The sequence below is a fragment of the Fluviicola taffensis DSM 16823 genome, from assembly GCF_000194605.1.
Classification (GTDB): Bacteria; Bacteroidota; Bacteroidia; order Flavobacteriales_D; family Crocinitomicaceae; genus Fluviicola; species Fluviicola taffensis.
Genome location: NC_015321.1, coordinates 1,838,948 through 1,864,892 on the forward strand (window position 1 = coordinate 1,838,948; position 25,945 = coordinate 1,864,892).

At 36.8% G+C, this 25,945-nt stretch carries 19 protein-coding genes; 12 read left to right on the forward strand and 7 right to left on the reverse strand.

Annotation, left to right across the window (positions count from 1 at the left end):
- The first annotated feature begins 30 nt into the window (after positions 1 to 30).
- From FLUTA_RS08060 to FLUTA_RS08070, 3 genes are read left to right on the forward strand one after another with little or no spacing between them, the layout of a single operon-like run.
- Entirely contained in the window at positions 31 to 948 is a 918-nt protein-coding gene (locus tag FLUTA_RS08060; protein ID WP_013686370.1) for a hypothetical protein, read from the forward strand.
- Positions 948 to 2,408 carry a DUF2079 domain-containing protein gene (locus FLUTA_RS08065; protein WP_013686371.1) on the forward strand — a complete coding sequence of 487 codons (1,461 nt, stop codon included), beginning with the start codon at positions 948 to 950 and terminating at the stop codon, positions 2,406 to 2,408. The genes FLUTA_RS08060 and FLUTA_RS08065 overlap by 1 nt, the downstream gene beginning before the upstream one ends.
- Positions 2,405 to 2,764 carry an arsenate reductase family protein gene (locus tag FLUTA_RS08070; RefSeq protein ID WP_013686372.1) on the forward strand — a complete coding sequence of 120 codons (360 nt, stop codon included), beginning with the start codon at positions 2,405 to 2,407 and terminating at the stop codon, positions 2,762 to 2,764. Before FLUTA_RS08065 ends, FLUTA_RS08070 begins: the two co-directional genes overlap by 4 nt.
- Before the next feature lie 131 nt (positions 2,765 to 2,895).
- Here the strand turns inward: FLUTA_RS08070 and FLUTA_RS08075 are convergent, their stop codons facing one another.
- From FLUTA_RS08075 to FLUTA_RS08085, 3 genes are all read right to left on the reverse strand, one after another.
- Positions 2,896 to 3,510 carry a suppressor of fused domain protein gene (locus FLUTA_RS08075; protein WP_013686373.1) on the reverse strand — a complete coding sequence of 205 codons (615 nt, stop codon included), beginning with the start codon at positions 3,508 to 3,510 and terminating at the stop codon, positions 2,896 to 2,898.
- A 154-nt stretch (positions 3,511 to 3,664) separates the two neighbouring features.
- A complete protein-coding gene (locus tag FLUTA_RS08080; protein ID WP_013686374.1) occupies positions 3,665 to 4,063 on the reverse strand; it encodes a hypothetical protein in 399 nt (132 codons plus the stop codon).
- Between the two features lie 152 nt (positions 4,064 to 4,215).
- Positions 4,216 to 4,683 carry a DUF6495 family protein gene (locus FLUTA_RS08085; protein ID WP_013686375.1) on the reverse strand — a complete coding sequence of 156 codons (468 nt, stop codon included), beginning with the start codon at positions 4,681 to 4,683 and terminating at the stop codon, positions 4,216 to 4,218.
- Between the two features lie 86 nt (positions 4,684 to 4,769).
- Here FLUTA_RS08085 and FLUTA_RS08090 point away from each other — a divergent pair, with 86 nt between their 5' ends.
- A complete protein-coding gene (locus tag FLUTA_RS08090; protein ID WP_013686376.1) occupies positions 4,770 to 5,933 on the forward strand; it encodes a 1-deoxy-D-xylulose-5-phosphate reductoisomerase in 1,164 nt (387 codons plus the stop codon).
- 56 nt (positions 5,934 to 5,989) lie between these two features.
- Here FLUTA_RS08090 and FLUTA_RS08095 read toward each other — a convergent pair whose 3' ends face one another.
- The 3 genes from FLUTA_RS08095 to FLUTA_RS08105 form a co-directional block, all read right to left on the reverse strand.
- Positions 5,990 to 6,397 (reverse strand): YqaA family protein, encoded by a 408-nt coding sequence (locus FLUTA_RS08095; protein ID WP_013686377.1) that lies wholly within the window; start codon positions 6,395 to 6,397, stop codon positions 5,990 to 5,992.
- A 75-nt stretch (positions 6,398 to 6,472) separates the two neighbouring features.
- Positions 6,473 to 8,326, reverse strand: a complete 1,854-nt coding sequence (locus FLUTA_RS08100; RefSeq protein WP_013686378.1) for a T9SS type A sorting domain-containing protein — start codon at positions 8,324 to 8,326, stop codon at positions 6,473 to 6,475.
- Positions 8,327 to 8,398: 72 nt separating this feature from the next.
- A complete protein-coding gene (locus FLUTA_RS08105) occupies positions 8,399 to 9,190 on the reverse strand; it encodes a nitrilase-related carbon-nitrogen hydrolase (protein ID WP_013686379.1) in 792 nt (263 codons plus the stop codon).
- A gap of 153 nt (positions 9,191 to 9,343) precedes the next feature.
- On the opposite strand from FLUTA_RS08105, the gene FLUTA_RS08110 reads away from it, so the two are divergent.
- Both FLUTA_RS08110 and FLUTA_RS21940 read left to right on the forward strand, forming a co-directional pair.
- Positions 9,344 to 9,805, forward strand: a complete 462-nt coding sequence (locus FLUTA_RS08110; protein WP_013686380.1) for a T9SS type A sorting domain-containing protein — start codon at positions 9,344 to 9,346, stop codon at positions 9,803 to 9,805.
- A 14-nt stretch (positions 9,806 to 9,819) separates the two neighbouring features.
- Positions 9,820 to 10,788: a collagen-like triple helix repeat-containing protein gene (locus FLUTA_RS21940; protein ID WP_013686381.1), complete on the forward strand. Its 969-nt coding sequence runs from the start codon at positions 9,820 to 9,822 to the stop codon at positions 10,786 to 10,788.
- A 69-nt stretch (positions 10,789 to 10,857) separates the two neighbouring features.
- Here FLUTA_RS21940 and FLUTA_RS08120 read toward each other — a convergent pair whose 3' ends face one another.
- Positions 10,858 to 11,988 (reverse strand): methionine aminotransferase, encoded by a 1,131-nt coding sequence (locus tag FLUTA_RS08120; RefSeq protein ID WP_013686382.1) that lies wholly within the window; start codon positions 11,986 to 11,988, stop codon positions 10,858 to 10,860.
- A 98-nt stretch (positions 11,989 to 12,086) separates the two neighbouring features.
- On the opposite strand from FLUTA_RS08120, the gene FLUTA_RS08125 reads away from it, so the two are divergent.
- The 6 genes from FLUTA_RS08125 (at position 12,087) to FLUTA_RS08150 (ending at position 25,584) form a co-directional block, all read left to right on the forward strand.
- A complete protein-coding gene (locus FLUTA_RS08125; RefSeq protein ID WP_013686383.1) occupies positions 12,087 to 12,341 on the forward strand; it encodes a hypothetical protein in 255 nt (84 codons plus the stop codon).
- 191 nt (positions 12,342 to 12,532) lie between these two features.
- Positions 12,533 to 15,361, forward strand: a complete 2,829-nt coding sequence (gcvP, locus tag FLUTA_RS08130) for an aminomethyl-transferring glycine dehydrogenase (protein WP_013686384.1) — start codon at positions 12,533 to 12,535, stop codon at positions 15,359 to 15,361.
- A 144-nt stretch (positions 15,362 to 15,505) separates the two neighbouring features.
- Positions 15,506 to 19,708 carry a T9SS type A sorting domain-containing protein gene (locus tag FLUTA_RS08135; protein ID WP_013686385.1) on the forward strand — a complete coding sequence of 1,401 codons (4,203 nt, stop codon included), beginning with the start codon at positions 15,506 to 15,508 and terminating at the stop codon, positions 19,706 to 19,708.
- An 85-nt stretch (positions 19,709 to 19,793) separates the two neighbouring features.
- Positions 19,794 to 22,793 carry a T9SS type A sorting domain-containing protein gene (locus FLUTA_RS08140; protein WP_043023720.1) on the forward strand — a complete coding sequence of 1,000 codons (3,000 nt, stop codon included), beginning with the start codon at positions 19,794 to 19,796 and terminating at the stop codon, positions 22,791 to 22,793.
- An 87-nt stretch (positions 22,794 to 22,880) separates the two neighbouring features.
- Positions 22,881 to 23,624, forward strand: a complete 744-nt coding sequence (locus FLUTA_RS08145) for a LytR/AlgR family response regulator transcription factor (RefSeq protein WP_013686387.1) — start codon at positions 22,881 to 22,883, stop codon at positions 23,622 to 23,624.
- Positions 23,625 to 23,640: 16 nt separating this feature from the next.
- Entirely contained in the window at positions 23,641 to 25,584 is a 1,944-nt protein-coding gene (locus tag FLUTA_RS08150; RefSeq protein WP_013686388.1) for a tetratricopeptide repeat-containing sensor histidine kinase, read from the forward strand.
- Positions 25,585 to 25,945 lie beyond the last annotated feature (361 nt).

The window sequence follows — 25,945 nt, forward strand, 5'->3', positions numbered from 1 at the left end:
ATTCTTTGGATATTTATATAAATTATTGAAATGAAGGTTATTGTTTGTTTGTTGGTGTTGGTGTTGTCTGTCAATCAAGGATTTGCGCAGAAATCGCGAAAATTCAACGGAAAAAGTCGAAAAGACATGTTTGGTGGTGCTCGTGATTACCGTCAGCTTACAAAGGATGGCTTGCAAATTTCATTCGGGTTGAATTATACGTTTACAAATCCGAAAAACACGGTGTATGAATTGAATGACGCAAACAATAGACCTACAACTACAACGATTGATCCCATTGGTAGACCAGGCGCTTTTATAGATATCGGTGCTGCTCATTACCGCTTGAAACCTTCTCGCATTTTAGCTGCTATTTACAAAAGTAGAGGTGAGAAAGGTTCTGTAAAATGGATTGGTGCGAATTTGATTCACCGTATTGATTGGGGAATTGGGTTTAACTATATTGGTGGAAGTGAGTATGTAAAGAACGAAATCAAAGATCCAGCAGGAACTATTTTCACAGAAGGCACTCAAACTTTTTACAATGGGTATTTGACAGCTCGAGTTACTGCTGACCGTTTTACGCAAATTGGTGAAGGATGGCATTTGGAAACAGGTTTTGGATTTAACTTCAATTACAATGTTCTCCCATCTCCCAAAGCACCTAAAATAATTTCAGGCGCTCCACTAAAATTCCAACAAGATTTTATGGCACAGTTTCATTTACACATTGCCTTCGATAAAACAATTCGCCGTGGAGATTACTTGATTTTTGGATTCTTCATACCAACATTTGGAATCTATGAACCAAACATTGCCCGACCAACTGTTCAGTGGTATTCTAGTAATTATTGGCCTGTACAATTACAAGTAAAATGGATTCATCATTTCACAAAAAAATCAAATGGTTGTAATACAGGAACTCCTGAAGACCGCAAGCGAAATGACGAATACATGCAGAATAGATAATGCGTAAACTGACTTTGATAAAGGAGCATCGGTTTTTGTTGGTTGCTTTGTTTATTGCTTCAGTGGTTTATGCTCTGATTACCTTTGTAAATCAGTATTGTTTTCGCACGTATTCACTTGATTTAGGTGTATACACAAACGCCATGTATGATTATGCTCATTTAAGATTTAATGATAGTTTAGCGTTTAAATCTGAATCCGAGAATTTATTAGCAGATCATTTTGATTTGTATTTGCCACTGTTTTCGCCATTGATTTATGTTTTTGGTAGCTACACACTTCTGATTGTTCAATGGATTTCTATTTTATTCGGAGGAGTAGGAATATATACCTTCTTTTTACAATTGTACCCAAATCAAGGAACCCGAAAGTTTGCGTTGATCTATTTCTTATTGTTTTTTGGCGTATTTGCAGCAATCTCATATGATTATCATAGCAATGTTGTTGCTAGTATGTTTGTACCATGGTTGTTCTTAGCTTTTGAACGGAAAAAAGGGATTTCTATTATCATTTGGACCATACTCATTGCTATAGGAAAAGAGAACATGGCCTTGTGGTTACTATTTATTGCTATTGGCTTGGCTTATATAAATCGAAAAGATTGGTGGAAACTTAAAATTGCGATAGGGATTGCCTGTTTTTCCTTAATTTACTTTATTGTTGTCATAGGCTGGGTAATGCCTTCTTTCTCGAATACTGGCGTTTTTTCTCAATTTCGCTACTCTGTATTAGGGGCGAATGTATCAGAAGGGATTTTACAATTAGTAAAGCATCCGCTCGATTCATTGAGCGTTTTATTTCAGAATCATTCAGGAAAATCCGTCTATAATTTTGTGAAATTTGAATTTTGGATGATGATTTTGATGGTTGGTTTCTTCTGTATTTTCCGCCCAGTATATTTATTTATGTTGATTCCAATTATCGGTCAGAAAATGTTTCATGATAATGCAGATACTTGGGGTGTCGTTCAGCAATATTGTATCGAATTTGCACCAATTTTGACTATAGGAACCTTTGTCTTTATCGGTGACAAAAAAACAAAATCAAAGCGCTTGATTCTAAGTTACATTGCTGTTTTTTTAGCTTTAGTTACATCCATACGATTAATGGATAACACCATAGCTCATTATGACAAAGCACGACTCCGAATTTACAAATCGGCGCATTATAAAAGCGAATTTCCAATCAAAGAAGCATACGAAGTTTTGAATTTAATTCCATCAGATGCCATCGTTAGCGCACAGTCTACATTTGTCCCACATCTTGCTGTAAGGGATAAAATTTATACTTTTCCGACTATCAAAAATGCGGAATTTGTTCTTGTTTCTCCTGTTGAGGATCCATATCCATTGAATCAAATTGAATTTGAACAGGAGACTTCGAAATTATTGAAAAACCCAGATTGGAAGGTTGTGCGTAAAAACAACTATTTTGTATTATTAAAAAAACAGTCATTATGAAACGGTTTTATTATTTGAGTTCATGCGATACGTGTCAGAAGATTCTAAAAGCATTGAATTTACCAAATGATGTTGAATTGATTGATATCAAACAAACAAACATTGATGCGAAAGCTCTTGATTGGTTGAAGGAAAAAGTAGGTTCTTACGAAGGATTGTTTTCGAAACGCGCTATGAAATTTCGCTCTCAAGGACTTCACGAAATGACTTTAACAGAAGCAGATTACCGTAGGTATATGTTGGAAGAATACACTTTCTTGAAACGACCTTTCGTTATTTACGACGAAAATGTTTGGATTGGAAATGCGAAGAAAGAAGTGGAGGCAGCACAGCAATTTTTTGCGAATAGTAAGTGAGAATCTAGTTGTTAATAGTTTTATTAACTCATTTATAATTTCAGTATAAAACACTGATAAACAATTATTTATTTAAAATCTGTTAGCAATTTTACTAAATTGCTAACAGATGTAATTATTCAATAAAATTCTTAAAAGAATTTTAGTCGACTATCCAAAATGGAGTGACGATAATCATCTAGTTTTTCGTCGTTTTTCCTTTGAATAAACTTGCGAATGAATTTTTGCGTCCCTTTCCCCATTTTGAAATCCAATTCATCTCCAAAAATTGGAACAACGCTTAAGAAATGAATGGTTTTTTCTTGAATGGTAATCGGAGCAAGTTCTTTTTGAAGTAAAATCGGATCTAGGAAAATGAAGTATTCTTGTTTCATTAATAGAGAAATTGGAACTTCTGGATTTGCTGTAGGAATAGTGTGCCCAGGTCCAAACCAGGTATTTTTATCACGAACAAAGCGCTCTAGTTTGTAAATCCATTCATAGATCCACGAAGAATTTGGGTTGGTGTAATTTTCGAAATCCCAATAAGTGGGTAAACAGAAATAGATTTCATTAAATTCTCTTCCAACCCATTGTTCTAAAACAGGCATTTGATAGGTCGATAGTGAAGCTGTCATTAAAACAGTTACAGGAACCTCTAACTCCAAAAATAAGAGAAGTAACTCCTGTTCTGGGTGTAAAGGATTCGTTATCGATTTTACGCGATGATTTCCAAAACGATCTTCCAATGATTGAATCAATTCCATGGTAACAAATATAGTGTATCTTAAATGCTTTGTAGCAATAATAGAGAGTCGACCTGACAATAATTAACTAACCTTGGCCAGATTTTATTACGAAATCAAACGACTTAAAACTAAAAAGGGGCCGAAGCCCCTCATCATTGGTTATTGGTTTATATTATTTCGCTCTAAAGAAATGTTCCATTTCTGAATTGCGCATCGTCATCTCCTCTTCTTCAATCTTAACGATATCAAAAATGATAGACTTCTTTTGGTTGGGGCCGTAAAAGAGCAATAATCTAATTTTGTCTTCATATTCTGTGGTTAACCACTTTCCTTTTAAATCAATGAATTCAGTCATGTTGTTTTTATCATACCATCTCCCACTAAAAGTTTCATTTTCTTTTAAATCGAAATAGACATGATTTATGCCAAGCACTTTATTTTTTTCAGGACCGAACTCGCCCACTTTTGTTAAGACCCATTTTTTTACTAATCGTTGATTTATGTTCGAGTTGGAACAGGATAACACCAATAATTGAAACAGCAAAAGCAAATAAAAAAGTTGAATCTTCATAATTTAAATAAGCAGTGTGCTTAAGTAAAACTAAGCTTTCTCCAAAAAGTATGAATAGCTTTTTGGAGAGATTGTACTTATTCAAATATTGGGTGTGTATTTGTCGAATTTGATTGTGCAAATTACTTATGCCTTCCTAGTATTTAGGGCGTTTAGATGATTTTTTGTAAAGAATTCCAAAATTCGTCACTCGATAAAACAGCTCCTTGTTCAATCAATTGATGAATCTCTTTTTCTCGTCCTAAATGATATTCCTTCTTGCTAGTAAAAACAGACAATTCTTTTAAGTGTTTACTGAGTGCTTGGTGAATGCTATCAATAGTTGAAAGGTCTAGTTCGGAGTTTGGTTTTCGCTGAATAGCAATCAATTCTTGCTCCTTTTCCTTGAAATAAAATACCAAGCAAGATTCTGGTGTTCTGTGCTCTAAGAATTTTACTTTCTCATAAACTGTTTGTAAGACTTGATCTGAAAAGAGCTCCACAAGTGCAAAAGCTTGCTCGGGTTCTTCCCTATTCATTTTTCCCCACTCTTCTCCATGAATGCCATTTATAATCAAGAAAGCTTTTAAATCGCCTTCCAAATGTTGAAGTTCTTCGTCAGATAAGATACGGTATTTCATAGCACAAATTTAAAAAGAAACGACCAAACAAAGTAGGAATATGCTTCATTGACAATTCAATGGTAACGAATGATTTTTAACTTTGTATGATGCAGAAAAAAGGTGTTGCAATTCTCGGCTCTACTGGTTCAATCGGTACACAAGCTCTAGAAGTTATTCAAGAGTATCCAGATAAATTCGACTTGCAAGTGATTACCGCTCAGTCTAATTCAAAATTACTAATTGAACAGGCCAAATTCTTTCAACCAAATACGGTAGTAATTGGAGACGAAGCGAAATATCAAGAAGTAAAAGACGCTCTTTTTTCAGAAGATATTCATGTGTATGCCGGAGCTCAAGCACTTTGTCAAGTAGTAGAATTTAACGAAGTCGACATTGTATTAACAGCATTAGTGGGTTATGCGGGATTAAAACCAACATTAGCTGCTATCGAAGCTGGAAAAGACATTGCTTTGGCAAACAAGGAAACATTGGTTGTTGCAGGCGAAATTGTTACGGAAAGAGCTCGCGCAAAAGGAATCAATATCTATCCAGTAGATTCAGAGCATTCTGCCATTTTCCAATGTTTAGTAGGAGAATTTCACAATCCAATAGAAAAAATTTACCTCACGGCTTCTGGAGGTCCATTTAGAGGGTGGAGTATAGATGCTTTGAAATCCGTTACTTTGAGTCAAGCATTAAGGCATCCAAATTGGTCAATGGGGGCGAAAATTACGATTGATTCAGCTTCCATGATGAATAAAGGATTGGAGGTCATTGAGGCAAAATGGCTTTTTGGCTTGAAAAGTGAGCAAATTGATGTGATTGTTCATCCGCAATCCATTGTTCATTCTTTGGTTCAGTTTCAAGATGGAAGTATGAAAGCACAAATGGGACTTCCAGACATGAAACTTCCCATTCAGTTCGCATTGACTTATCCTGATAGACTTCAAACTAATTTACCCCGCTTTAACTTCTTGGATTATCCTCAATTGACTTTCGAACAAGCAGACAAGAAAACTTTTCGCAATTTGCAACTAGCTTATGAAGCTTTGGATAAAAAAGGAACAGCAGCTTGCGCATTAAATGCAGCAAATGAGATAGCTGTTCAACTTTTTTTAGAAGAAAAAATAGGGTTTTTAGATATCGCTCGAATCAATGAAAGGGTACTATTAGACACACCTTTTCTTTCTAATCCGAGTTATGAAGATTATGTGGAAACAGATCTTTTGGCACGGGAATTGGCCACTAAATTATCATTCAGAAAATAACCGATTGATGCTGCAAGCAAAAGAGTTGAATCTAAAAAGCTTGAAGTAGAAGAAGGTCAGTAGTAAAGAAATAGAATTACTAAGATTAAGTAGCGAAGGAATTTCCCCAATGTCATGTAAATGAATGTTGGGATTTTTTTTGTTTCATAGATTCCAAGTGCAATCATGATGGGGTCACCAATGATTGGCAACCAAGAAAGCAAGGCAGAATAAACTCCATATTTTAGAACGAACTGCTGTGCCTTTGGAGCCGTTTTTTTCATTAGGCGATTCCGAGCAAATTTCCCGATAAAATAATTAGTGGCACCCCCAAGGCTATTTCCAACAGTTGCTATTAAAAGCACCAACAGCGAATTTTGTCCTTGAGAAAGGCAATAGATTACAGAGGCTTCCGAAGGAAAAGGAATAATGGTTGAGGATAAGAAACAACTTGCAAAACATGTTACTAAACTCCAGTATTCCATCTGCCAAATTTAGGAAATAAAAAAACCCTGACGTTCTTTTCAGAAGTCAGGGTTTTTAACCAAAATGAATTTGGATTATTTTTTAACGATACGTTTTGTGATCGTTTCGTTACCAACAGTCAATGTGTAGTTGTAAATACCAGCTACAAAGTTTGTTCCGTCGATAGAAATTGTTTGCTCACCAGCATTCATTTGAGTAGCAGGAACTGTTGCAACTGTACGACCAGCAACATCAGTAATAACTACAGAAACTTTATTGTCTGCTTTCAAGTTAAATTTCATTTCAGTTGTTCCAACAAATGGATTCGGGAATACATTTACCTCACTAACTGAAGTTAATTCAGAAAGGCTTGCAGGTTGTACGAATTGTAAACGAACAACAGGAGCTTCAACTTTGTTACCATCAGAAGCTAAACCAGTAGCAGTTGCCCCGTTGAATCCTCTTGTATTACCAGCAGCAATACTACCAGAAAATGCGATTGGAACTGGGAAATTATTATAAGTACCACCTGTTACTAAATAAAGACCTACCGGTAATTCAGGAACATTTGCAAAAGTACATGTAATTAAATTTCCGAAATCAGCAGCAACTATTTCATGATCATCTGATCTGTCAAAATAAACGAAAGTTTGTGTAGTAGCATCATATTTGTAAATAGAAGCATAAACAGAACGACCAATATAAGGAGTTTGAGAAGCTGCAGGTACAGTTCCAATACCTACTTGAACAGCTGCAACTTCATCAGCAGCAAATACTTGATACATCGTTCCAATTTGTGGATTTCCTGTTTGATTTTGCCATCCAGTAAAGCTTCCTGTAACTGTAGAAGGTCCGTTGTAAGTATCTACAGCATATGTAGTAGTTGTTACAGCGAAACCACTAGAAATAGTATCATCAATAATAAAATCAAGTGTATTGTCAGATAATGCTCTATGCATAAAGTTATATGTTCCAACTGTTGTAGGAATTGTATAGCCAGAAACAGCAGGAATTTCAAGTGAATCCATTGCAAAAGGAGCTAAACTAACTTCAGCACTTGTTTGAGTGTAAGCAGTACCTGTAACACTGAAACTTGTAGGTTGAGCTACTGCTCCTACATTTTCAATTTCAGCAGCGAAAGACATTTTTCCTGCACCAGCCGTTTGTGATAAAGGCATTTTTGTTGCTGATAAAAGCTCAGTTCCGTATGCAGAATAAGCGTTAACCAATTTAAGGTTATTTTGATATCCTTCAAGCACTTTGAAGTTGTCAATTGCCCATCCATAACCACTTCCGTAATCATCATCAGCATCTAAAGACTCCCAACGAACACGAACTTTACCTTGAGTTACTCCTGCACCAATTAAGAAATCTGTTGTTGAAACATTTCTTAAAGTAGGACCATTTCCAACAGCTTCTGTATTGACTTTTTTAGACAATGCTGCAGGCCAAGTAACTCCATTATCAGTACTTACTTCAACATAAACGATATCGTTGTTGAAACGACGATAAATTTGATTGAAGCTTACAGAAATAATATTTGTTACAGACATATCAATTGTTTCTGTTTGCATAAAAGCATTCTGAATTCCAACTGGTGGAGCAATTAAGTACTGAATACCATTAAAGAATGCCATAGGTTGTGTTAAACCAGTAGTTGTAGCAGTCATATAGTCAGAGAAATCTACAGGGTATGGACCAAATTGGAAGGCACCTTGTACTCCTGGAGTAACATTTCCTGTTGTCCAAACAGCAGTATTTGAAAAATCAGATTGCCAAATAATAGCTCCTCCTGCTTTTTCATCAGTATTAGTATTTCCAACAACCGCTTTTGAGGTTGTCATTTTCATCGGCATCTTGCGACCAATTTCAGCGCTCTTAGCAATTTGAGCTGTTGAAATTCCAGTAACAAATAAAGCAGATGCTAAAAGTGTAATGTGTTTTTTCATGTTTTTTTAATTTACGAAGTTCTAAATTTAATCAATTAGTCACAAAAAGACTAATTTATTTATTAAAAGGTATTAATTTTTAAATGAACGGTAATTACTATCTCTAAGGAAGGGTAATTTATCCCGTATTTCAAATTGGTTTAAATAACTAATACTACAGGTGATGATGCTTTCAGAATTCGAAAGGTTGGAAAGTTCTTCTCCTAAAAGATTAATTAATTTACTTTGACCAGTATAAGTATGTCCCAATTGATCGCTACCAATCCGATTCAACCCAGCAACATAACACTGATTTTCAATTGCTCTAGCTGGAAGTAGTGTCGACCAATGATGAATTCTTCTTTCTGGCCAATTGGCTACATATAAAAGAAGGTCGTAAAGAGGTTTTCCTTCTATTTCTCCATTTCGGATGTTTTCTGGGAAACGCAAATCGTAACAAATCTGTAAATTGATCTTCCAACCCAAGTATTCAACAATCACTTCTTTCGACCCCGCTGTGAAATGAACAGACTCTTCTGCCATTCCAAATAATTTTCGCTTATCATAACAAGTAATATTGCCAGTTGGCTCTACAAATACACCTCTATTATAGTAGTTTCCATGCTCTTCTATAATCAATGAGGTATAGAAAGCTGTGTTTTTCTCTTTCGCTTGCTGTTTTAGCCACGAAATGCTGAAACTATCTTCCATCTTCTCCGCTAAACGTTCTGCATTCATTGAAAAACCAGTTTGAAACATCTCAGGGAGCAATATTAAATCAGTTTCAGTGATAGATCCTAGTAATTCTGTATAATGCTGTAAATTGGCAGCTTTGTCTTCCCAAATTTGATTTGCTTGTACTAACGTAATACTTAAGTCTCTCATTTATTAGTTCTATGGTGTTTTTTCTTTGTTGAATTGATTCTTGTTTCTAAAAGTAAGAATTCTCTATCAGTTGATTAAATAACGGGATTTTGGGGCAATCATTTTCATCAAAATTTAAAAAAAGGTATATTTAACGAAATCTATTATTACTCTATGAAGCATTTGTATTTATTAGCAATAGCAGGATTAAGCTCTTATTCATTTGGGCAGCAGTCTGTTAACGCATCAGGTGGCAATGTGCAATCTTCTCAAGGTTCTGTTTCATTTTCAGTTGGTCAAATTTCGACAAACTATATAGGAACTGGGGCGAATCTGAATGAAGGAGTTCAACAGCCGTATGAATTTTTTAATGTTCTTTCTGTTGAAAAACAAGATGAACTCATGACTTTCGAAGTGTTTCCGAATCCAACAGAAGGGATTATTTATTTGAAAGCTACAGAATCCTTTAATGGAATCATTCAGATTTATGACGAAAGTGGTCGATTGGTTTGGAACAATCAATGGAAAAATACTACTACGTCGACAATCGATCTAACAAATTACGCTAGAGGGGTTTATTCTATAAAAATAACGGACAATTCCTCTTTCCAAATTATCAAAATCATTAAAAACTAATTAATTCTACTACAATGAAATTACTTACTCTCGTTAGCGCTTTATTATTAAGCGGATCTCTTTTTGCACAAGCTCCACAAGTCTTCACTTATCAATCCGTTATTCGAAACAATTCGAATCAATTAGTAAGTAGTTCTCCAATCGGAACAAAAATCTCCATACTTCAAGGTAGTACAACAGGAACTATTGTATATGCAGAAACGCACAATGCTTCTACGAATGCAAATGGTTTGCTGTCATTGGTAATTGGAGCTGGAACTGTTCAAAACGGTACTTTTTCTTCTATCAATTGGGGAAATGGACCTTATTTCATTAAAACAGAAACTGATCCAGCTGGAGGCACTAATTATTCGTTAACAGGAACTCAACAATTAATGAGTGTTCCGTATGCTCTATATGCTGAAAAAGCAGGGACAGCAGTTAATGGAACTCCAGGAGCGCAAGGCCCTCAAGGAATTCCAGGTCCAATTGGTGCAACGGGTCCTGCGGGAGCAAATGGCGCAACTGGTTCTCCAGGAACTCCAGGAGCCGTTGGCGCTACGGGTCCAGCTGGAACAACAGGACAAGCTGCAAATACTGTTTTTTCAACAGGTCAGTTAATTTTAACTGCTGCAGTGACGACTTACACTTTGATTCCAGGGTTAACTCAAACGATTACAGTTCCTGCAAACGCAAAAGTGTATGTTTCAACGAATGGTGGATTTCAGAATGCAGGAACAGGAACAACTTATGCTGCTGCTAATTTCGCGATTTATTTGGATGGTACAGCAAGTAGTATTCAGCGTCAAGTTGTTGCTGCAAATACAACGGGTATAGGACAAATCATGTCACAGTGGACTTTATCAGGTGTTTTCTCCCTCACAGCTGGTTCGCATACTATTGAGGTTCGTGCAAGAGATGCAGGAGGAACAGCGGATGCAAATGTTGCTGGAACGAATGATCTAATTAAAGGAAATTTAACCGTTATGATTATCAAAGAATAAGATTCTTATTCTGAAGTCAAGTTATTTAGAAAAGGAATCAATTCTGTGTTTTCAGAGTGATTCCTTTTTTTATATCCTACATAATCGTTCAGCAGCTTGAACAAGTGTTTCATCTGTTTTCGCAAAACAAAAGCGAATGGTACGATAATCTGTTGAGTCTTCGTAGAAAACAGAAAGCGGGATGGCAGCAACACCAACTTCTTTGACCATCCATTCGCAGAATTGAACATCTGATAGTTGAGAAATAGCCTTGTATCTTGCTGTTTGAAAATAAGTTCCCTCACTTGGAAGAAGTTCAAACTTACTTTTAGCCATTAATTCTTTGAAGCGATCTCGTTTGTCTTGGTAGAATGTTCCAAGGGTTGTAACATCTGTTGTGGAGATATAATCTGCTAAAGTTTTTTGAGCGACGCTATTGACAGAAAAGACCAAGTATTGATGCACTTTCTTTATTTCTTTGAGAATGTATTCAGGGGCTATAAGATAACCCACTTTCCATCCTGTTAGATGAAAGGTTTTTCCGAAAGAAGAAACGATGATGCTTCTGTTTCGCAAAATTTCATGATTATGTGCGGAAAAGTGCTTTTTTTCGAAAGTAATGAATTCATACACTTCATCTGAAATCAAAATTAAATTGGGATGATCTCCCATCACTTGTACCAACGAATTGAAATCAGATTCTTCCATCATTTTCCCAGATGGATTGTGTGGATTATTGATAATCAGAATACGCGTTTTTTGATTCACTGTTTCTCGTACTTCTTTCCAATCAATGGTGAAATCTTCTCGCATTGAAATATGAACGGGCTTTCCACCAGCTAAATGAACTGCAGGATCGTAACAATCATAAGCAGGATCTAAAATAACGACTTCTTCACCTGGGTGAACCAATGCTTGAAGTGCTGCAAAAATTCCTTGTGTTGCACCAGCTGTTACCAAAATTTCAGTGGCAGGATGTATGTTTCGTTGATAAACGCGACTCACCAAAGCTGCAATTCCTTCTAGCAAAGCAGGCAAGCCAGCCATGGGTGTATATTGATGTACATTTTCTTTACTATTCTTCGCTAATAATTCTTCAATTAACGGATCAATTGGAAAATTTGGAAATCCTTGAGAAAGATTAATGGCTTGATATTCATTGGCCATCTGACTCATGGTTGTAAAGATGGTTGTTCCTACTTTTGGAAGTTTTGTTTGCATGGGTTACATTTGTTTGCACTAGCAAAGTAAATCATTCCTTGATTATCTGATACTTTCAGTATAGGATATTTAATAGGAATTCACATAAAATAATAATCATGAAACTTCAAATTTTCGCAGTTCTAACTCTTTTTTCGCTTGTAATATCTTCTTGTAGTGAAGATTCTATTTGTGATTGTATTCGTGCAAGTGATGAATTGACGAGTAAATACGATGAGTTGCGAACCAAAAAATTGACTAAAAAAGGTCAAAAAGAAGTGAAAGAACTCATCCAAACGAAGAAAGCTAAATGCAAAGAATTTGAGCTGATGAGTGGCCCGGAAATGATGGAAAGAAAGGCGGATTGTAAGTAGAAAGCCACAATCTGTTTTAGCTGAATTTCAGTAGTATCGCGAATTTGAATTCCATTATTGAATCGCTATTGAAAACTTCCCATTTGACTTAACAAATATTCGAGCTAAATCGAAATAATAAAACGCGAATTTCGCTATCTTTGCACCAGCTTACTAGTAAAAGTAGGTGTCAAAAAATTAGTGAAATTTTTATGAGTGCATTTTCATCCCGTCACATTGGACCTAATTCAGCTGAGAAATCTGAGATGTTAGCCGCTATTGGTGTTCAATCAATTCAAGAATTAGTAGATAAAACAATTCCTTCGCATATTCGATTATCCGGAGAGTTGAAGATTGATGCTGCTATGAGTGAGCAAGAATATTTGCAGCACATCACAGAACTTGGTGCTCAAAATAAAGTCTACAAATCTTTTATCGGTTTAGGATACAATGAAACCATTGTTCCTTCTGTGATTTTGCGGAACGTTTTGGAGAATCCAGGATGGTACACAGCATATACGCCATACCAAGCTGAAATTTCTCAAGGTCGTTTGGAGGCTTTGTTGAATTTCCAGACCATGGTGTTGGAATTGTCAGGAATGGAAATTGCAAATGCTTCTTTATTGGATGAAGGAACAGCTGCTTCTGAAGCAATGATTTTGTTTTGGAATTCACGTTCTCGCCAAGAAACAAAAGACGGAGTAAATAAGTTCTTCATTTCTAAAAATGCTTTCCCTCAAACAAAAGATGTTGTTTTGGGTCGCGCATTGAATTTAGGAATCGAATTGGTTGAAGGTGATGAAACAACATTCAAAAACGATGGAACTTACTTTGGAGCAATCGTTCAATACCCAGATGTTTATGGAAACATTACGGATTTGGCAGGATTCATTGGAAGAAATGAAGGATTACGCGTTGCAGTAGCGGCTGATATTCTTTCATTGGTTGTCTTGAAATCACCAGGTTCTTTAGGAGCTGATGTGGTTTTTGGTACTTCTCAACGTTTCGGAGTTCCGATGGGTTATGGTGGACCTCACGCAGCATTCTTCGCAGCAAAAGACGAATACAAACGTTCTATGCCAGGTCGTATTATCGGTGTATCGAAAGACGCTGACGACAATATGGCTTTGCGTATGGCTTTGCAAACGAGAGAACAACATATTAAAAGAGATAAAGCGACTTCGAATATTTGTACAGCGCAAGCATTATTAGCTGTTATGGCTTCTATGTATGCAGTATATCACGGTCCGATTGGAATGAAGGAGATTGCTAACCACGTAAATGGGTTGGCTTCTGCAACAGCAAATGGATTGAAAGCGGCAGGAATTCAAGTTGGATCCGATTCGTTTTTTGATACCGTTTGGGTAAAAGGAGTAGACACAGCTAAAATCAAAGCAGCAGCTGAAGCAAAGGAAATGAACTTCCGCATCATCAATGCATCTGAATTGACAATTAGCTTTGGTGAACCACACACGATGGAAGATGTTGCAACGATTTTGTCGATCTTTGGAGCTAATAAAGCTGAATCATCTGCATTAGCTTCATCGGTTTTGCGTACAGACGGAGTATTTACTCATGCAACGTTCAACAAACATCATTCTGAATCCAAGATGATGCGTTACCTGAAACGTTTGGAGAATAAAGATTTGTCATTGGTTCACTCGATGATTCCATTGGGATCTTGTACCATGAAATTAAATGCCGCTTCTGAATTGATTCCGATTACGAATCCTCAGTTTGCAAATATGCACCCATTTGCTCCGGTTGCTCAGGCAGCTGGTTACCACGCGATGTTCCGTCAGTTGGAAAAAGATTTGTGTGAATCCACCGGATTTGCAGCAATGTCTTTGCAACCAAACTCTGGTGCTCAAGGTGAATACGCTGGGTTGATGGTTATCAAAGCATATCATGAAAGTAGAGGAGACAATCAACGTAAAAAAATGATTATTCCTTCATCGGCACACGGAACAAATCCAGCTTCTGCAGTAATGGCAGGAATGGAAGTAGTTGTAACAGGTTGTGACGAAAACGGAAATATCAATATCGAAGAATTAAAAGCTGTGGCAAACCAAATCGGAAACGAATTGGCTGGATTGATGGTGACTTATCCATCCACTCACGGTGTTTACGAAGAAGGAATTCGCGAGATTACGTCTATCATCCACGAAAATGGTGGACAGGTTTATATGGACGGTGCGAACATGAATGCACAAGTTGGATTAACAAATCCAGGAAACATTGGAGCAGACGTTTGTCACTTGAACTTACACAAAACATTTGCAATTCCTCACGGAGGTGGTGGACCAGGAATGGGACCAATCGGAGTTGCAGCGCATTTAGCTCCTTTCTTGCCAAGTAACCCGGTTATTGCAGCAGGAGGAAGCACACCGATCCATGCAGTTTCAGCAGCACCTTACGGAAGTGCATTGATCTTATTGATCTCTTACGGTTACATCAAAATGTTGGGAGCTGAAGGTTTAAGAGAATCTACCGAAGCAGCGATCCTGAATGCAAATTACATTGCAGCGAAATTAAAAGGTCATTATGACGTATTGTACACCGGTAAAAACGGTACAGTTGCTCACGAAATGATCTTGGATTGTCGTGAATTCAAGAAAACAGCAGACGTAGAAGTTGCAGATATGGCAAAACGCCTAATCGACTTTAATTTCCACGCACCAACGGTATCTTTCCCGGTAGCTGGAACATTGATGGTTGAGCCAACAGAATCGGAAGACAAAGAAGAATTGGATCGTTTCATTGAAGCAATGATCAAGATTCGTCAAGAAATTGCTGACATTGAAAGCGGCTTAGCAGACAAAGAAAATAACTTGTTGAAAAATGCTCCGCACACAGCAGATTGTATCATCAATCAAGAATGGAATTACCCGTATTCTCCGCAAGAAGCAGCTTATCCAGTTGCCTACTTGAAAGAGTGGAAATACTGGGTTCCGGTTCGCCGTGTAGACAACGCTTATGGAGATAGAAACTTAGTGTGTTCTTGTCCGAGTGTAGAGAGTTACATGCACGTGGAGGCGTAAGAAACAGAATAATTTACAAGGAAAATCCGTTCGTCAATTGATGGGCGGATTTTCGTATTTTTGTGGCATCAATATAACTGTATGAATTTGTATTAACTCATTTGTAATTAGATTATTAGGATGAGTTATTAAAACCAACTAAAAATGAAGCAAATACTATTTTTCACTATTCTGATTTTTCACAGTCAATTTTCTATTGCCCAAACTCCTGTGCTTCAAGAAGGTACATGGCAACCAAATGGAGGGGTTAATTGTATGGAAACTGACACGAATAATAACGTTGTATATATCGGAGGAAATTTTAATTATGTTGGACCAGATGAACGAAACGGTGCCCTAATAGGATTAAATGGAATTGTTGATTTTTCTTTTGCGAATCCAAATGAACGAGTTAGAACATCCATTTCAGATGAAAATGGCGGATGGTATATTGGTGGTGATTTTACGATGGTGGGCGATAGCATAAGGAATTATTTAGCACACATAGATTCAACTGGTCATGTTACAGATAAAATCGGGAGAAATGGGCCTGGAAGCTATGTTAATTCGCTCTTATTGCATGATTCAAGTTTATATGTATCGGGACCGTTTTCAAAATTTGGGTTATCGGGAGGAAAGTATGGAGCTGTTTTAAATAGCCAAAACGCTTATCCTGATTTAACTGTTCTTAGCCCCAACACAGATGTAAACAGTGTGTTATCCGATAATAATGGCGGCTGGTATATTAGTGGTAATTTTTCGCAGATTGGTGATAGTGTTAGATCCGGGCTAGCTCACATCACATCATCAGGCTTGTTAAGCGATTGGAAACCAATAATTAATGGAACAATTGAGACGTTAAAAATTAAGGACTCCATATTATATATTGGAGGTAATTTTAGCACAATTAATGGAATTACCCGAAATAATGTTGCTTCATTCAACTTGAATAATGGTTTTCTTACATCTTGGAATCCAAATGTAAGCGGTTTCGTAAATACATTATGTATTTCTGACTCTGTAATCTATATTGGAGGAGATTTTTATCAGATAGGGGGAGTAAATCGAGATTACATTGCAGCTATAAATATCACAACTGGCTTAGTTACTTCATGGAACCCAATTCTCAATGGAACAATCAATGAATTAGCCGTTTCGGGAGACTCACTTTTTTTTGCTGGTTATTTTAACATTGTGAACGGGCAATCTAAGCTAGGTATTGCTGCTTTGAATTGTGCGTCCGGAGATCTTTCACTTTGGAATTACAACTATAATGCTCCAATAAGATGTTTGTATATTTCAGACACAATTTTATATATTGGAAGTGAATATTATTTTGATCATTTAACTGCTGTTAGTTTATTGAATGGTGAGATTATTACCAATTTAAATATTACTACCGATGGTTTAGTAAATTCAATTATTAAATCTGGAGACACGCTTTTTTTAGGAGGAGACTTTTCTATTGTTAATGGAGAACCAATCAAACGAATAGCGGGAATTAGATTAAGTACTGGAGAAATGACAGAATTTCAATCTTATGTTGATGGCTCAGTTAAGACAATGGCTTTATATGGTGAAAAAATGTATGTAGGAGGATCATTTACTGAAATTGGAAGAAAAGAAAGAGAGCGTGTAGTTGAAATTAATGTGAATAATGGTCTGGCTACTTCCTGGCATCCTATTTTAACAGGTAGTTGGAAATCAATTGTTGCAAGAGACTCGATTGCATATGTTTCAGGTGATTTTTCTTCGTTTAATGGTCAAACGCGAAATGGGCTAGCGTCATTTAATTTATACACAAAAACTCTTACAAACTGGAGCCCAAATCCGAGTAACACAGTTAGTGTCTTACTAATATCCGATTCTATATTATATGTTGGTGGACGCTTTACCACAATAGCAGGACAAACTAGAAATCGTGCCGCAGCATTTAAATTATCTACTGGCGCGATAACAAACTGGAATCCTAATTTGGATAATGAAGTTTTTGCCTTAGCTGCAACGGCTAATTCAATTATTGTTGGAGGAGCGTTTAATTATGTTGGAGCTCAAATAAGAAGCCGTATTGGAGCGGTTAATAAAACGAATGGAACTGTGCTAAGTTGGAATCCAAATGCTAATGATAATATATATTCATTAGCCACAACAAATTCATCCGTTTATGTTGGGGGGTTATTCACAGTATTGGGTGGACAAAAAAAGAATTATCTAGCTGAAATAGATTTGATTACTGGTGCACCAACTCCATGGGATGTTTCAACTGAGGGAACAGTTATGACGTTGACATTCAGTCTTGGCAAGTTATTCGTTGGAGGATCATATTACTCTATTGGTGGACAATTAAGAGATGGCATCGCGTCAATTGATGCTTCATCTGGGGTGTTAACATCCTGGAATCCGATTATTTCAGGAGGAATAATAAATACAATGAAATACTACCATAATAAACTCTATGTAGGGGGAACCTTTACAACTATAAATGGGCAAATGAGAAATGGATTGATGGCATTTTCATCAAATGGACAACTTACTAGTTGGAACCCTGCTCCAAGTAATCCAAATGTTTACTCTATAGAAGCAAATAATGGATCTATATACATTGCAGGCCCTATTTATGTTCTTGGTGGTCAAAACCGACAATATTTGGGAGCTGTTGACACATTAACTGGTTTGGCAACAAGTTGGAACCCTTCTGCAAATTTATTAGTCCATAAACTGTTCTCAGTAGATTCAATAATTTATGCCTCAGGTCTTTTCAATTCAATTGGTGGACAAAGTAGAGTTGGATTTGCTTCTATAAATAGGACAACAGGTTTAGCAAATGCGTGGAATCCAATTGTTTCATCACCGGTTTTCTCATTAATCAAAGGTAATCAAGGCACTTTATTTTTAGGGGGTCAATTTGATTCTATAAATGGAATTAGCAGAAAATATTTTGGAGAAGTAGACCTCTTAAATGGATTATTAACGTCGTTGAATTTGAATTTCAATTATGGGGGACTTAGTACCATTGCTAAAAAGGGAAACATGGTTTTTATGGGTGGTGGATTTACATATATTAATGGACAACCAAGAAACGGAATGGCTTCTGTAAATTTGAATAATGGAGTATTATCCAATTGGACTCCAAATCCAGTTGGTGGAGTAAAAGAAATAGAAAACGTTGAGCAGAAATTATTTGTAGTCGGTCAATTTACGGGAATTGCAAATAAACCGATGCGTAATTTCGCAATTTTTAACCTCTGTTATGAAACACAATCGGTACAAATAGTGACAGCTTGTTATTCTTATACATGGCTGGAAAATGGACAAACGTACTACAATACTGGAAATTACAACGTCGTTTATACAAATGCAGGTGGTTGTGATTCAATTATTACATTGGATTTGACAATTTTAAATTCGAATGGTACAGAAACCCAAACAGCTTGCGATTCTTTCACTTGGCCAATCAACAATCAAACGTATACTGCTTCCGGTCAATATACCGATACCATTCCAAATGCTGCCAGCTGCGATTCAATCATTACTTTAGATCTGACTATCATCCCATCTCTTCCATTAACCATCGAAAACTCCTTCTCAATGCCTTCCGATGCCAACTCGTGTTTAGGTGAAGCGGCAATTGATCTTTCAGGGAATCCGGACTTCGAACTGGATTTAGACAATGGTTCACAAGTTATCACTTCTGGCGGATATAGTTTGGTGACAAATCTTTGTCCCGGAACTCACGATTTGCACGTAACCGACAACTGCGGAGATACACTCTCCACAACCCTCGTCATCCCAGTCGATTCGAATTACGTCTTCAACAACCCGTTCATCGACTCTTTGGCACAAGACTCTTTGGGAGTGACTTTGACGAACTGTGATATTTATTACGCAGGAATAGACACCGCTTACATCGATTCGATTTGGGCAACTGGAAACACGGTGAATGTAATCTGGAATATTGTGGATTCAAACGGCTCCAATTTCGATACCACCACTTACGTGCTGAACAATGGAAACGGAGTTTACTGGTTGCAATTGAGTGTGTTCTGCCCGTTCAAATCGGTTGGAGAGTACTTCACGGTGACGGAAGCCATTTATTTTAATAACGGTTCAGTTTCAACAGCAGGGTTTCCACATATTGGAAAAGATCTGTTTGCCATTTACCCCAACCCAACGAACGATCAGGTCCATATCTCTTTCTCTGGTTCAGATGCTGAACTAATTGTTTACGATGTTCAGGGAAAAGTAGTTTTGAAAGACCAAATTCAGAACAACGGAATAGTTTCCCTTCAGAATTTCGAACGCGGAGTTTATTTATTTGATTTTAAAAATTCGCAAGGAATTAGTGTTCAAAGAGTTGTAAAGCAGTAAATGAATAGCCATAAATAAGTAATTGAAAATCCGTTTTGAGAAATCAGGGCCGATTTTTGTATGTTTGTCGAATCAATTTAGCCCTATGAATCGTATTCTAACTATTCTAATTATTCTCCACCTTTCAATTGTGAGTTTCTCGCAATCTGTAACGAACGATCTAACATTTAATCCATTGGACATTGGATATAATCAAGGATATGGTGCGGATGATGAAGTTTACGCAACCGCTGTTCAAACAGATGGGAAAGTGATTATCGGCGGAGATTTATACTCGGTGAATTTGGTTCAGTTAAGAATTGCCCGATTGCATACCAATGGATCTGTTGATACTAGTTTTCACCCACCATTTTATGGTATTTCAGCTATTAACGACTTGAAAATACAGAACGATGGTAAAATAATTGCAGTCGGAAACTTCGTGATAGATGAATATGGATTGGGGCACCGCAATATTTCAAGATTAAATTCGGATGGCAGTGTTGATTCGACTTTTCAGTTGGATTTCTTTACGAATGGCTCAATTCGTAATGTTCTGATCCAACCAGATGGAAGAATGATTATTGCTGGAAATTTTCAATTGTGGTCTGGGGCGCAAGTGAGAAATCATATAGCTCGCATACTTCCAAATGGTTTATTGGACACTACATTTATCTCTTCTGGTACTGATTACGAAGCTTTGACAATAGCTCTGCAGAATGATGGTAAAATACTATTGGGAGGTGTTTTTTCAACAGTGAATGGAAGCCCCTTATATTGTTTGGCTAGACTGGATTCCGATGGGAGTTTAGATTCATCTTTTCCAACTGACTTGGGAATCGCAGGTCAGGTTAAAGATATTGCTGTTCAAAGTGATGGTAAAATAATGGTTACCGGAAGTTTTACATCCTTTAACGGATCTAATTATGCAAATATGTTTCGATTATTGCCTGATGGGACTGTCGATAATTCCTTTGACTTAAGTGCCTTATTAGACTCATCGGTAGGCGTATCCAGAGTTGCTGTTCAGTCAGACGATAAAATACTGATGGTAATAGAATCGGAAGTGCCTATGCCGGGGTTTCCTAATTATATAATCAATTCTCTTGTCAGATTGAATTCGGATGGAGCTGAAGATAATACATTTACAGAATCAACCAATCTAGCTAGAGTATATAGTTTGTCAGTTCAAACAGATGGAAAAATTATTGTAGGAGGGTCATTTTCATACATTTCAGGTGTTTTTAAAAATAACATTGCTCGTCTAGAGTCGAATGGCTTATTGGACTTGGATTTTAATAGATTAACTGGATTGGGTGGACCAGGTACTTGCTCCATATTGCAACCAGATGGAAAGATTGTAGTGGCTGGTAATTTCAGGGTTGTAAACACTGAAAATTATCGTGGGATAGTGCGTCTGGAATCAAATGGAGAAGTAGATACCAGTTTCCAGGATTCTGGAATAGGTTATCCGTGGATCCGGATTATGAAATCATTACCGGATGGAAAAATTCTAATTATTGGAGATTTCCATAATTATCAGGGGGTTATATGTCCAAAAATCGCCAGACTTCATCCGAACGGAGCAATTGATACGACATTCATTTCACCCTTTCAAAACTATTCTGGGACCATTTATACGCTTTCATTGCAGTCAGATGGGAAAATAGTTGTAGCGGGTGATTTTAATAATACAAACTCTTCTCAGTTTAGGAAAATAGCCAGGTTATTGCCAAGTGGCTCTTTTGATATGAGTTTTAACAGTGAAATAGTACTAAATGAAAGAATTCTTACCAGTGAGATTCAATCGGATGGTAAAATAATTATAGGTGGATCGTTTACAATAATAAATACTGTGTTTCGTTTCTATTTGGCAAGATTGTTACCCAACGGAGATTTGGATAATACTTACAATATTTCTTGCAATGCATACGTTTCGGCATGTAAGTTACAGCCAGATGGAAAATTGATAATAGGTGGTTACTTTGATGGGGTTAATAATCTGGATCATAAGGGAATTGCTAGGATCAATGAAGATGGAACATTGGATAATTCATTTCAGACGGGTAACACTGTTTATTCAACATTTATTCAAGAAATTTCCGTTTTTCCTAGTGGAAAAATTTTGGTTTGCGGGGCTTTTTCTACGGATGGATTTCTACAGCTAAATAATCTGGCACGATTCCAGGCCAACGGAGAATTAGATTACACCTTCAATACTGGTACAGGTCCAAATTTAACGGTTAATTCATTTGAAATCCAACCAGATGAAAAGATCATAATTTGTGGTAGTTTTAGTGCGGTCGACGATATAGGACGAAATAGCATATCCCGTTTGGAGATTTGTCAATCTACCTTTGGGCCAGACACCAGTGTTACCGAATGTGGTCATTTTACCTGGACGAATGGGATAACATATAATCAGAGCGGAAGTTATATTCGAATCATTCCAAATAACATGGGGTGCGATTCGATTCTAAGATTAAACCTGACACTCAATAATAATTCTTCCACTACAAATATAACGTCTTGCGGTTTATACACGTGGACAAATGAACAGACCTATTTTGCATCAGGCTCTTATGATCAAACATTGGTTAATTCAGCAGGCTGTGATTCTTCTGTAAATTTGAATCTGACAGTATTAAATCTACCAAATGCGCAAGCTTTCTTTAATAATGGAACGATGTCGGCATTAGGTGGCAGCACGTATCAATGGATAAATTGCACAACGAATTCGCTTATTCCAGAGGCATCGAGTAATATGTTCATCCCTTCTGAGAATGGATCTTATGCGGTTATTGTTGTGAATGTTGATGGATGCTCCGATACCTCGGACTGTGTCTCCATCATGGATTTAGGTGTTGGTTCTTATACAGATCAGGAATTTTCAGTCATGCCCAACCCAACGAACGATCAGGTCCACATCAATTTCTCTGGCTCAGATGCAGAATTGACCGTTTACGATTTACAAGGAAAAGTCGTCTTGAAAGATCAAATCCAAAATCAAGGAATCATTTCGCTTCAAAACTTCGAACGCGGAGTTTATTTATTTGATTTTAAAAATTCGCAAGGGCATAGCGTTCAGCGAGTGGTGAAACAGTAAGAATTTAATAATGTACATTGTAAATCCGTCTTGAGAAATCAGGGCGGATTTTTGTATTTTTGAAGTACTCCATTTTTACATCCATTGATGAAAATATTAATTGTAGACGACGAAAAAATAGCCCGGGAAAACTGTCAGATGGTATTATCTCTTAGTGGTATCAACGAACTCGTTGTCCGCGAAGCTGATAGTGTTGCCAGTGCTCTGAAAGAAATCGCAGATTTTGATCCAGATTTGCTGTTGCTAGATATTCAACTACACGATAAAAGCGGGTTTGAGATTCTTCAAACAATTGCTCCGCGCTATATACCTACGATTTTTATTACAGCTTACAATGATTTTGCATTGAAAGCGTTTCAGGTTTCTGCGTTGGATTATTTGTTGAAACCCTTTGATCCATCGGAGTTGATTGCTGCTTTGTTGAAAGCACATAAGCGCATTCAGAATGATAAAATATTGGAGCAATTGGATGTTTTTCGCCAGCAATTTTCACCCGAAGAACCAAAACGAATTGTATTAAATACCGCTGATGTACTTCATATTGCAGCGATTGATGATATCACGTATTGTCTTGCAGATGGAGCGTATACGCACTTTTTCTTTGTTGATCGCAAAGAAATTTTGGTTTCCAAAACATTGGCGCATTTTGAAGGCATCATAAATAGCACTCATTTTATTCGCACCCATCAAAGTTATTTGGTGAATATGCGCCATGTAACACAGTTCGACAAACGAAACGGCGGATTTTTAATCCTGCCCAATGGAATTGAAATTCCGGTTTCTACCCGAAAAAAAGAGGAAGTTTTGGCTCATTTTAAAGGTTCCCACTAGTATAAAATTTGAAGGAATGAATGTATTTGAAAAATTAGGCTGTTTGCAGAAAGTTAGCCGCTCTATTGTTCTTGTTGTATTCTGCTTTTTCGCTGGTTTATCTTTTTCGCAGCCGAAGGAGTTGTTGAAAAAACTCCGGTACCACCAAAAAGAAGATACCGTGAAGGCAAAGTTGTATTATGAGATTGCTAGAAATAGTTTTGGAATGGATACACGTTTGTATAAAGCGTATACGGACAGTTCGTTCCAATTGGCTACAAAGCTTAAATTTAGCCGACAAATAGCATTGACACATGCGGCTTATGGATTCTATTACACCCTTACGAACGAATGGGGCAAAACGATCCATCACCTGAAAAAATCAGATAGTATTTATAAAAAAATGGGTGGAAATGATTTTCTGATTATAAAAAACCAAGCCTATTACACAAATTATTACAAGTTCATTGGGGATTATGACAAAGCATTGGAGAACAGCTTAAAAATTCTCCGGTACTATGAAAAACACAACTTAAAAGAGGATCAGGCTAAAGAACTGGGCGAAGTTGCTATCTTGCTGAGTGATCTTAGCCGAAGCGCTGAAGCAGAAAAATACTTCAGAAAGTCCGTCGCTATGCTGAGAGAATTAAAGGATACGATGCAACTTTCCCGGATGTTGCTCAATTTAGGTGCTGAGATATCAGGGAAAGACCAGTATGCTGAAGCAGAAGCTTATATTGGGGAAGCACTTGAGTTTCAAAAGAAATTGAATGACCAGGAACACATATTATCCTGTAAAATGAATCTGGCTTCCATTTATAGTGAAACAAACAGACCTCATAAAGCCTTGCAGCTTGCAAATGAATGTGATGCGGTTTATGAAATGTATTCGGATACAATTCGAATGGTGATGTTGTCCATGTATAAGTCTGTAGCATATAGATCTTTAAAACAGTACGATAAGGCAATTGAAGGCTTGAAATTAAGATATCCTTTAATTAAAGGAAATCCAAGACATCTTGGTTTAGAATCCAATGTCCAAAGAGAGTTTTATCATGTTTATAAAGCGATGGGAAATACTGATTTGGCGCTAAAATATTTGGAAGGATCCAAAGCCCTTTTTGAAGCCAATCAGGATGCAGAGATTCAACGTGCAATTTCCCGCGCACGCGAAGAGTTTGAAACAGAAAAGAAACAAAAGGAAAATGAGCGCTTGAAACAAGAAAATTTACTCAAGGATTTGCAGATCAATCAGCGCAATTACTTTATTTACGGATCTGTTTTATTGATCTTATTGATTTGTGTGATTGCTGTCATAGCTCTTAGAAACAACCGTCTGAAATCAGAAAAAGCAACCGTGGAAATGGAGCAGCGTTTACTGCAAACTCAAATGAATCCACATTTTATTTTCAATGTGCTTCATGCTATTCATACCTCTATGTTGAAACACGATACGGAAGAATCGGGTAAATTATTGACATCCTTCGCTCGTTTGGTTCGGTCTATTCTACAGCATTCTTCCATCAATAATATTTCTTTATCGGAAGAACTTAATTGGTTGAAAGATTACATTCGCTTACAACAACTTCGGTTCAGCGATTCGTTCAACTTTACAATTGATATTGATGAGGCAATTTCGCCAGACAATCTATTGTTACCTCCAATGCTTATTCAGCCATTCATCGAAAATGCAATTGAACACGGATTTTCTGATTTAGACAAACCAGGAGAGCTATACATATCCTATCGAAAAAACAAAAATGAAGTAGAAATTAGAATAGCTGATAACGGTCATGGATTCACTTCGGATGATTTAAATAAAATAAAAGAACATGAATCAATGGCGGTTCAAATCACTGAGAAACGAATCAATTTGCTGAATAAAAGAAGAAAAGGAGCCTTCAAATTCGAAATTGTTTCAACGCCAAATGAAGGAACAAATGTTCTTTTTTCAATTCCTTATCTTACGCTTTTCGATTAGGATTCAGTTTCTTGAAATGAATTAGTAAAATTGCTAACAAAAACGAGTTAACTTATTGAAAATAAATGTTTTAAAATTAAAATGTAAGCAATTTTGCTAAATTGCTTACATGCTCAACAAATTATTTGTAGACGGTTAGTTTAAAAGAGGTATGTTATACTAATCTTTCCTTTAAAGCTTTACCTCCCTGATGAAAATAATGTAGGGCTGCATGCTCAAAAACTACTCAAATTCTCATATATAGAGAAACAACAAGTACGCTTACTTAAAAAATCAACGCACTTGCCAATTTGTCCCAATCGGACACCAAAATCAGCGAATTACTACTTGATCTTCCTGTACTTTTGTCTCAAAACATACA

Bases quoted from the DNA above. Each gene is read 5' to 3' on its own strand.
- FLUTA_RS08060 (WP_013686370.1), top strand. From the start codon at position 31: ATGAAGGTTATTGTTTGTTTGTTGGTGTTGGTGTTGTCTGTCAATCAA.
- FLUTA_RS08065 (WP_013686371.1), top strand. From the start codon at position 948: ATGCGTAAACTGACTTTGATAAAGGAGCATCGGTTTTTGTTGGTTGCT.
- FLUTA_RS08070 (WP_013686372.1), top strand. From the start codon at position 2,405: ATGAAACGGTTTTATTATTTGAGTTCATGCGATACGTGTCAGAAGATT.
- FLUTA_RS08075 (WP_013686373.1), bottom strand. From the start codon at position 3,510: ATGGAATTGATTCAATCATTGGAAGATCGTTTTGGAAATCATCGCGTA.
- FLUTA_RS08080 (WP_013686374.1), bottom strand. From the start codon at position 4,063: ATGAAGATTCAACTTTTTTATTTGCTTTTGCTGTTTCAATTATTGGTG.
- FLUTA_RS08085 (WP_013686375.1), bottom strand. From the start codon at position 4,683: ATGAAATACCGTATCTTATCTGACGAAGAACTTCAACATTTGGAAGGC.
- FLUTA_RS08090 (WP_013686376.1), top strand. From the start codon at position 4,770: ATGATGCAGAAAAAAGGTGTTGCAATTCTCGGCTCTACTGGTTCAATC.
- FLUTA_RS08095 (WP_013686377.1), bottom strand. From the start codon at position 6,397: ATGGAATACTGGAGTTTAGTAACATGTTTTGCAAGTTGTTTCTTATCC.
- FLUTA_RS08100 (WP_013686378.1), bottom strand. From the start codon at position 8,326: ATGAAAAAACACATTACACTTTTAGCATCTGCTTTATTTGTTACTGGA.
- FLUTA_RS08105 (WP_013686379.1), bottom strand. From the start codon at position 9,190: ATGAGAGACTTAAGTATTACGTTAGTACAAGCAAATCAAATTTGGGAA.
- FLUTA_RS08110 (WP_013686380.1), top strand. From the start codon at position 9,344: ATGAAGCATTTGTATTTATTAGCAATAGCAGGATTAAGCTCTTATTCA.
- FLUTA_RS21940 (WP_013686381.1), top strand. From the start codon at position 9,820: ATGAAATTACTTACTCTCGTTAGCGCTTTATTATTAAGCGGATCTCTT.
- FLUTA_RS08120 (WP_013686382.1), bottom strand. From the start codon at position 11,988: ATGCAAACAAAACTTCCAAAAGTAGGAACAACCATCTTTACAACCATG.
- FLUTA_RS08125 (WP_013686383.1), top strand. From the start codon at position 12,087: ATGAAACTTCAAATTTTCGCAGTTCTAACTCTTTTTTCGCTTGTAATA.
- gcvP (WP_013686384.1), top strand. From the start codon at position 12,533: ATGAGTGCATTTTCATCCCGTCACATTGGACCTAATTCAGCTGAGAAA.
- FLUTA_RS08135 (WP_013686385.1), top strand. From the start codon at position 15,506: ATGAAGCAAATACTATTTTTCACTATTCTGATTTTTCACAGTCAATTT.
- FLUTA_RS08140 (WP_043023720.1), top strand. From the start codon at position 19,794: ATGAATCGTATTCTAACTATTCTAATTATTCTCCACCTTTCAATTGTG.
- FLUTA_RS08145 (WP_013686387.1), top strand. From the start codon at position 22,881: ATGAAAATATTAATTGTAGACGACGAAAAAATAGCCCGGGAAAACTGT.
- FLUTA_RS08150 (WP_013686388.1), top strand. From the start codon at position 23,641: ATGAATGTATTTGAAAAATTAGGCTGTTTGCAGAAAGTTAGCCGCTCT.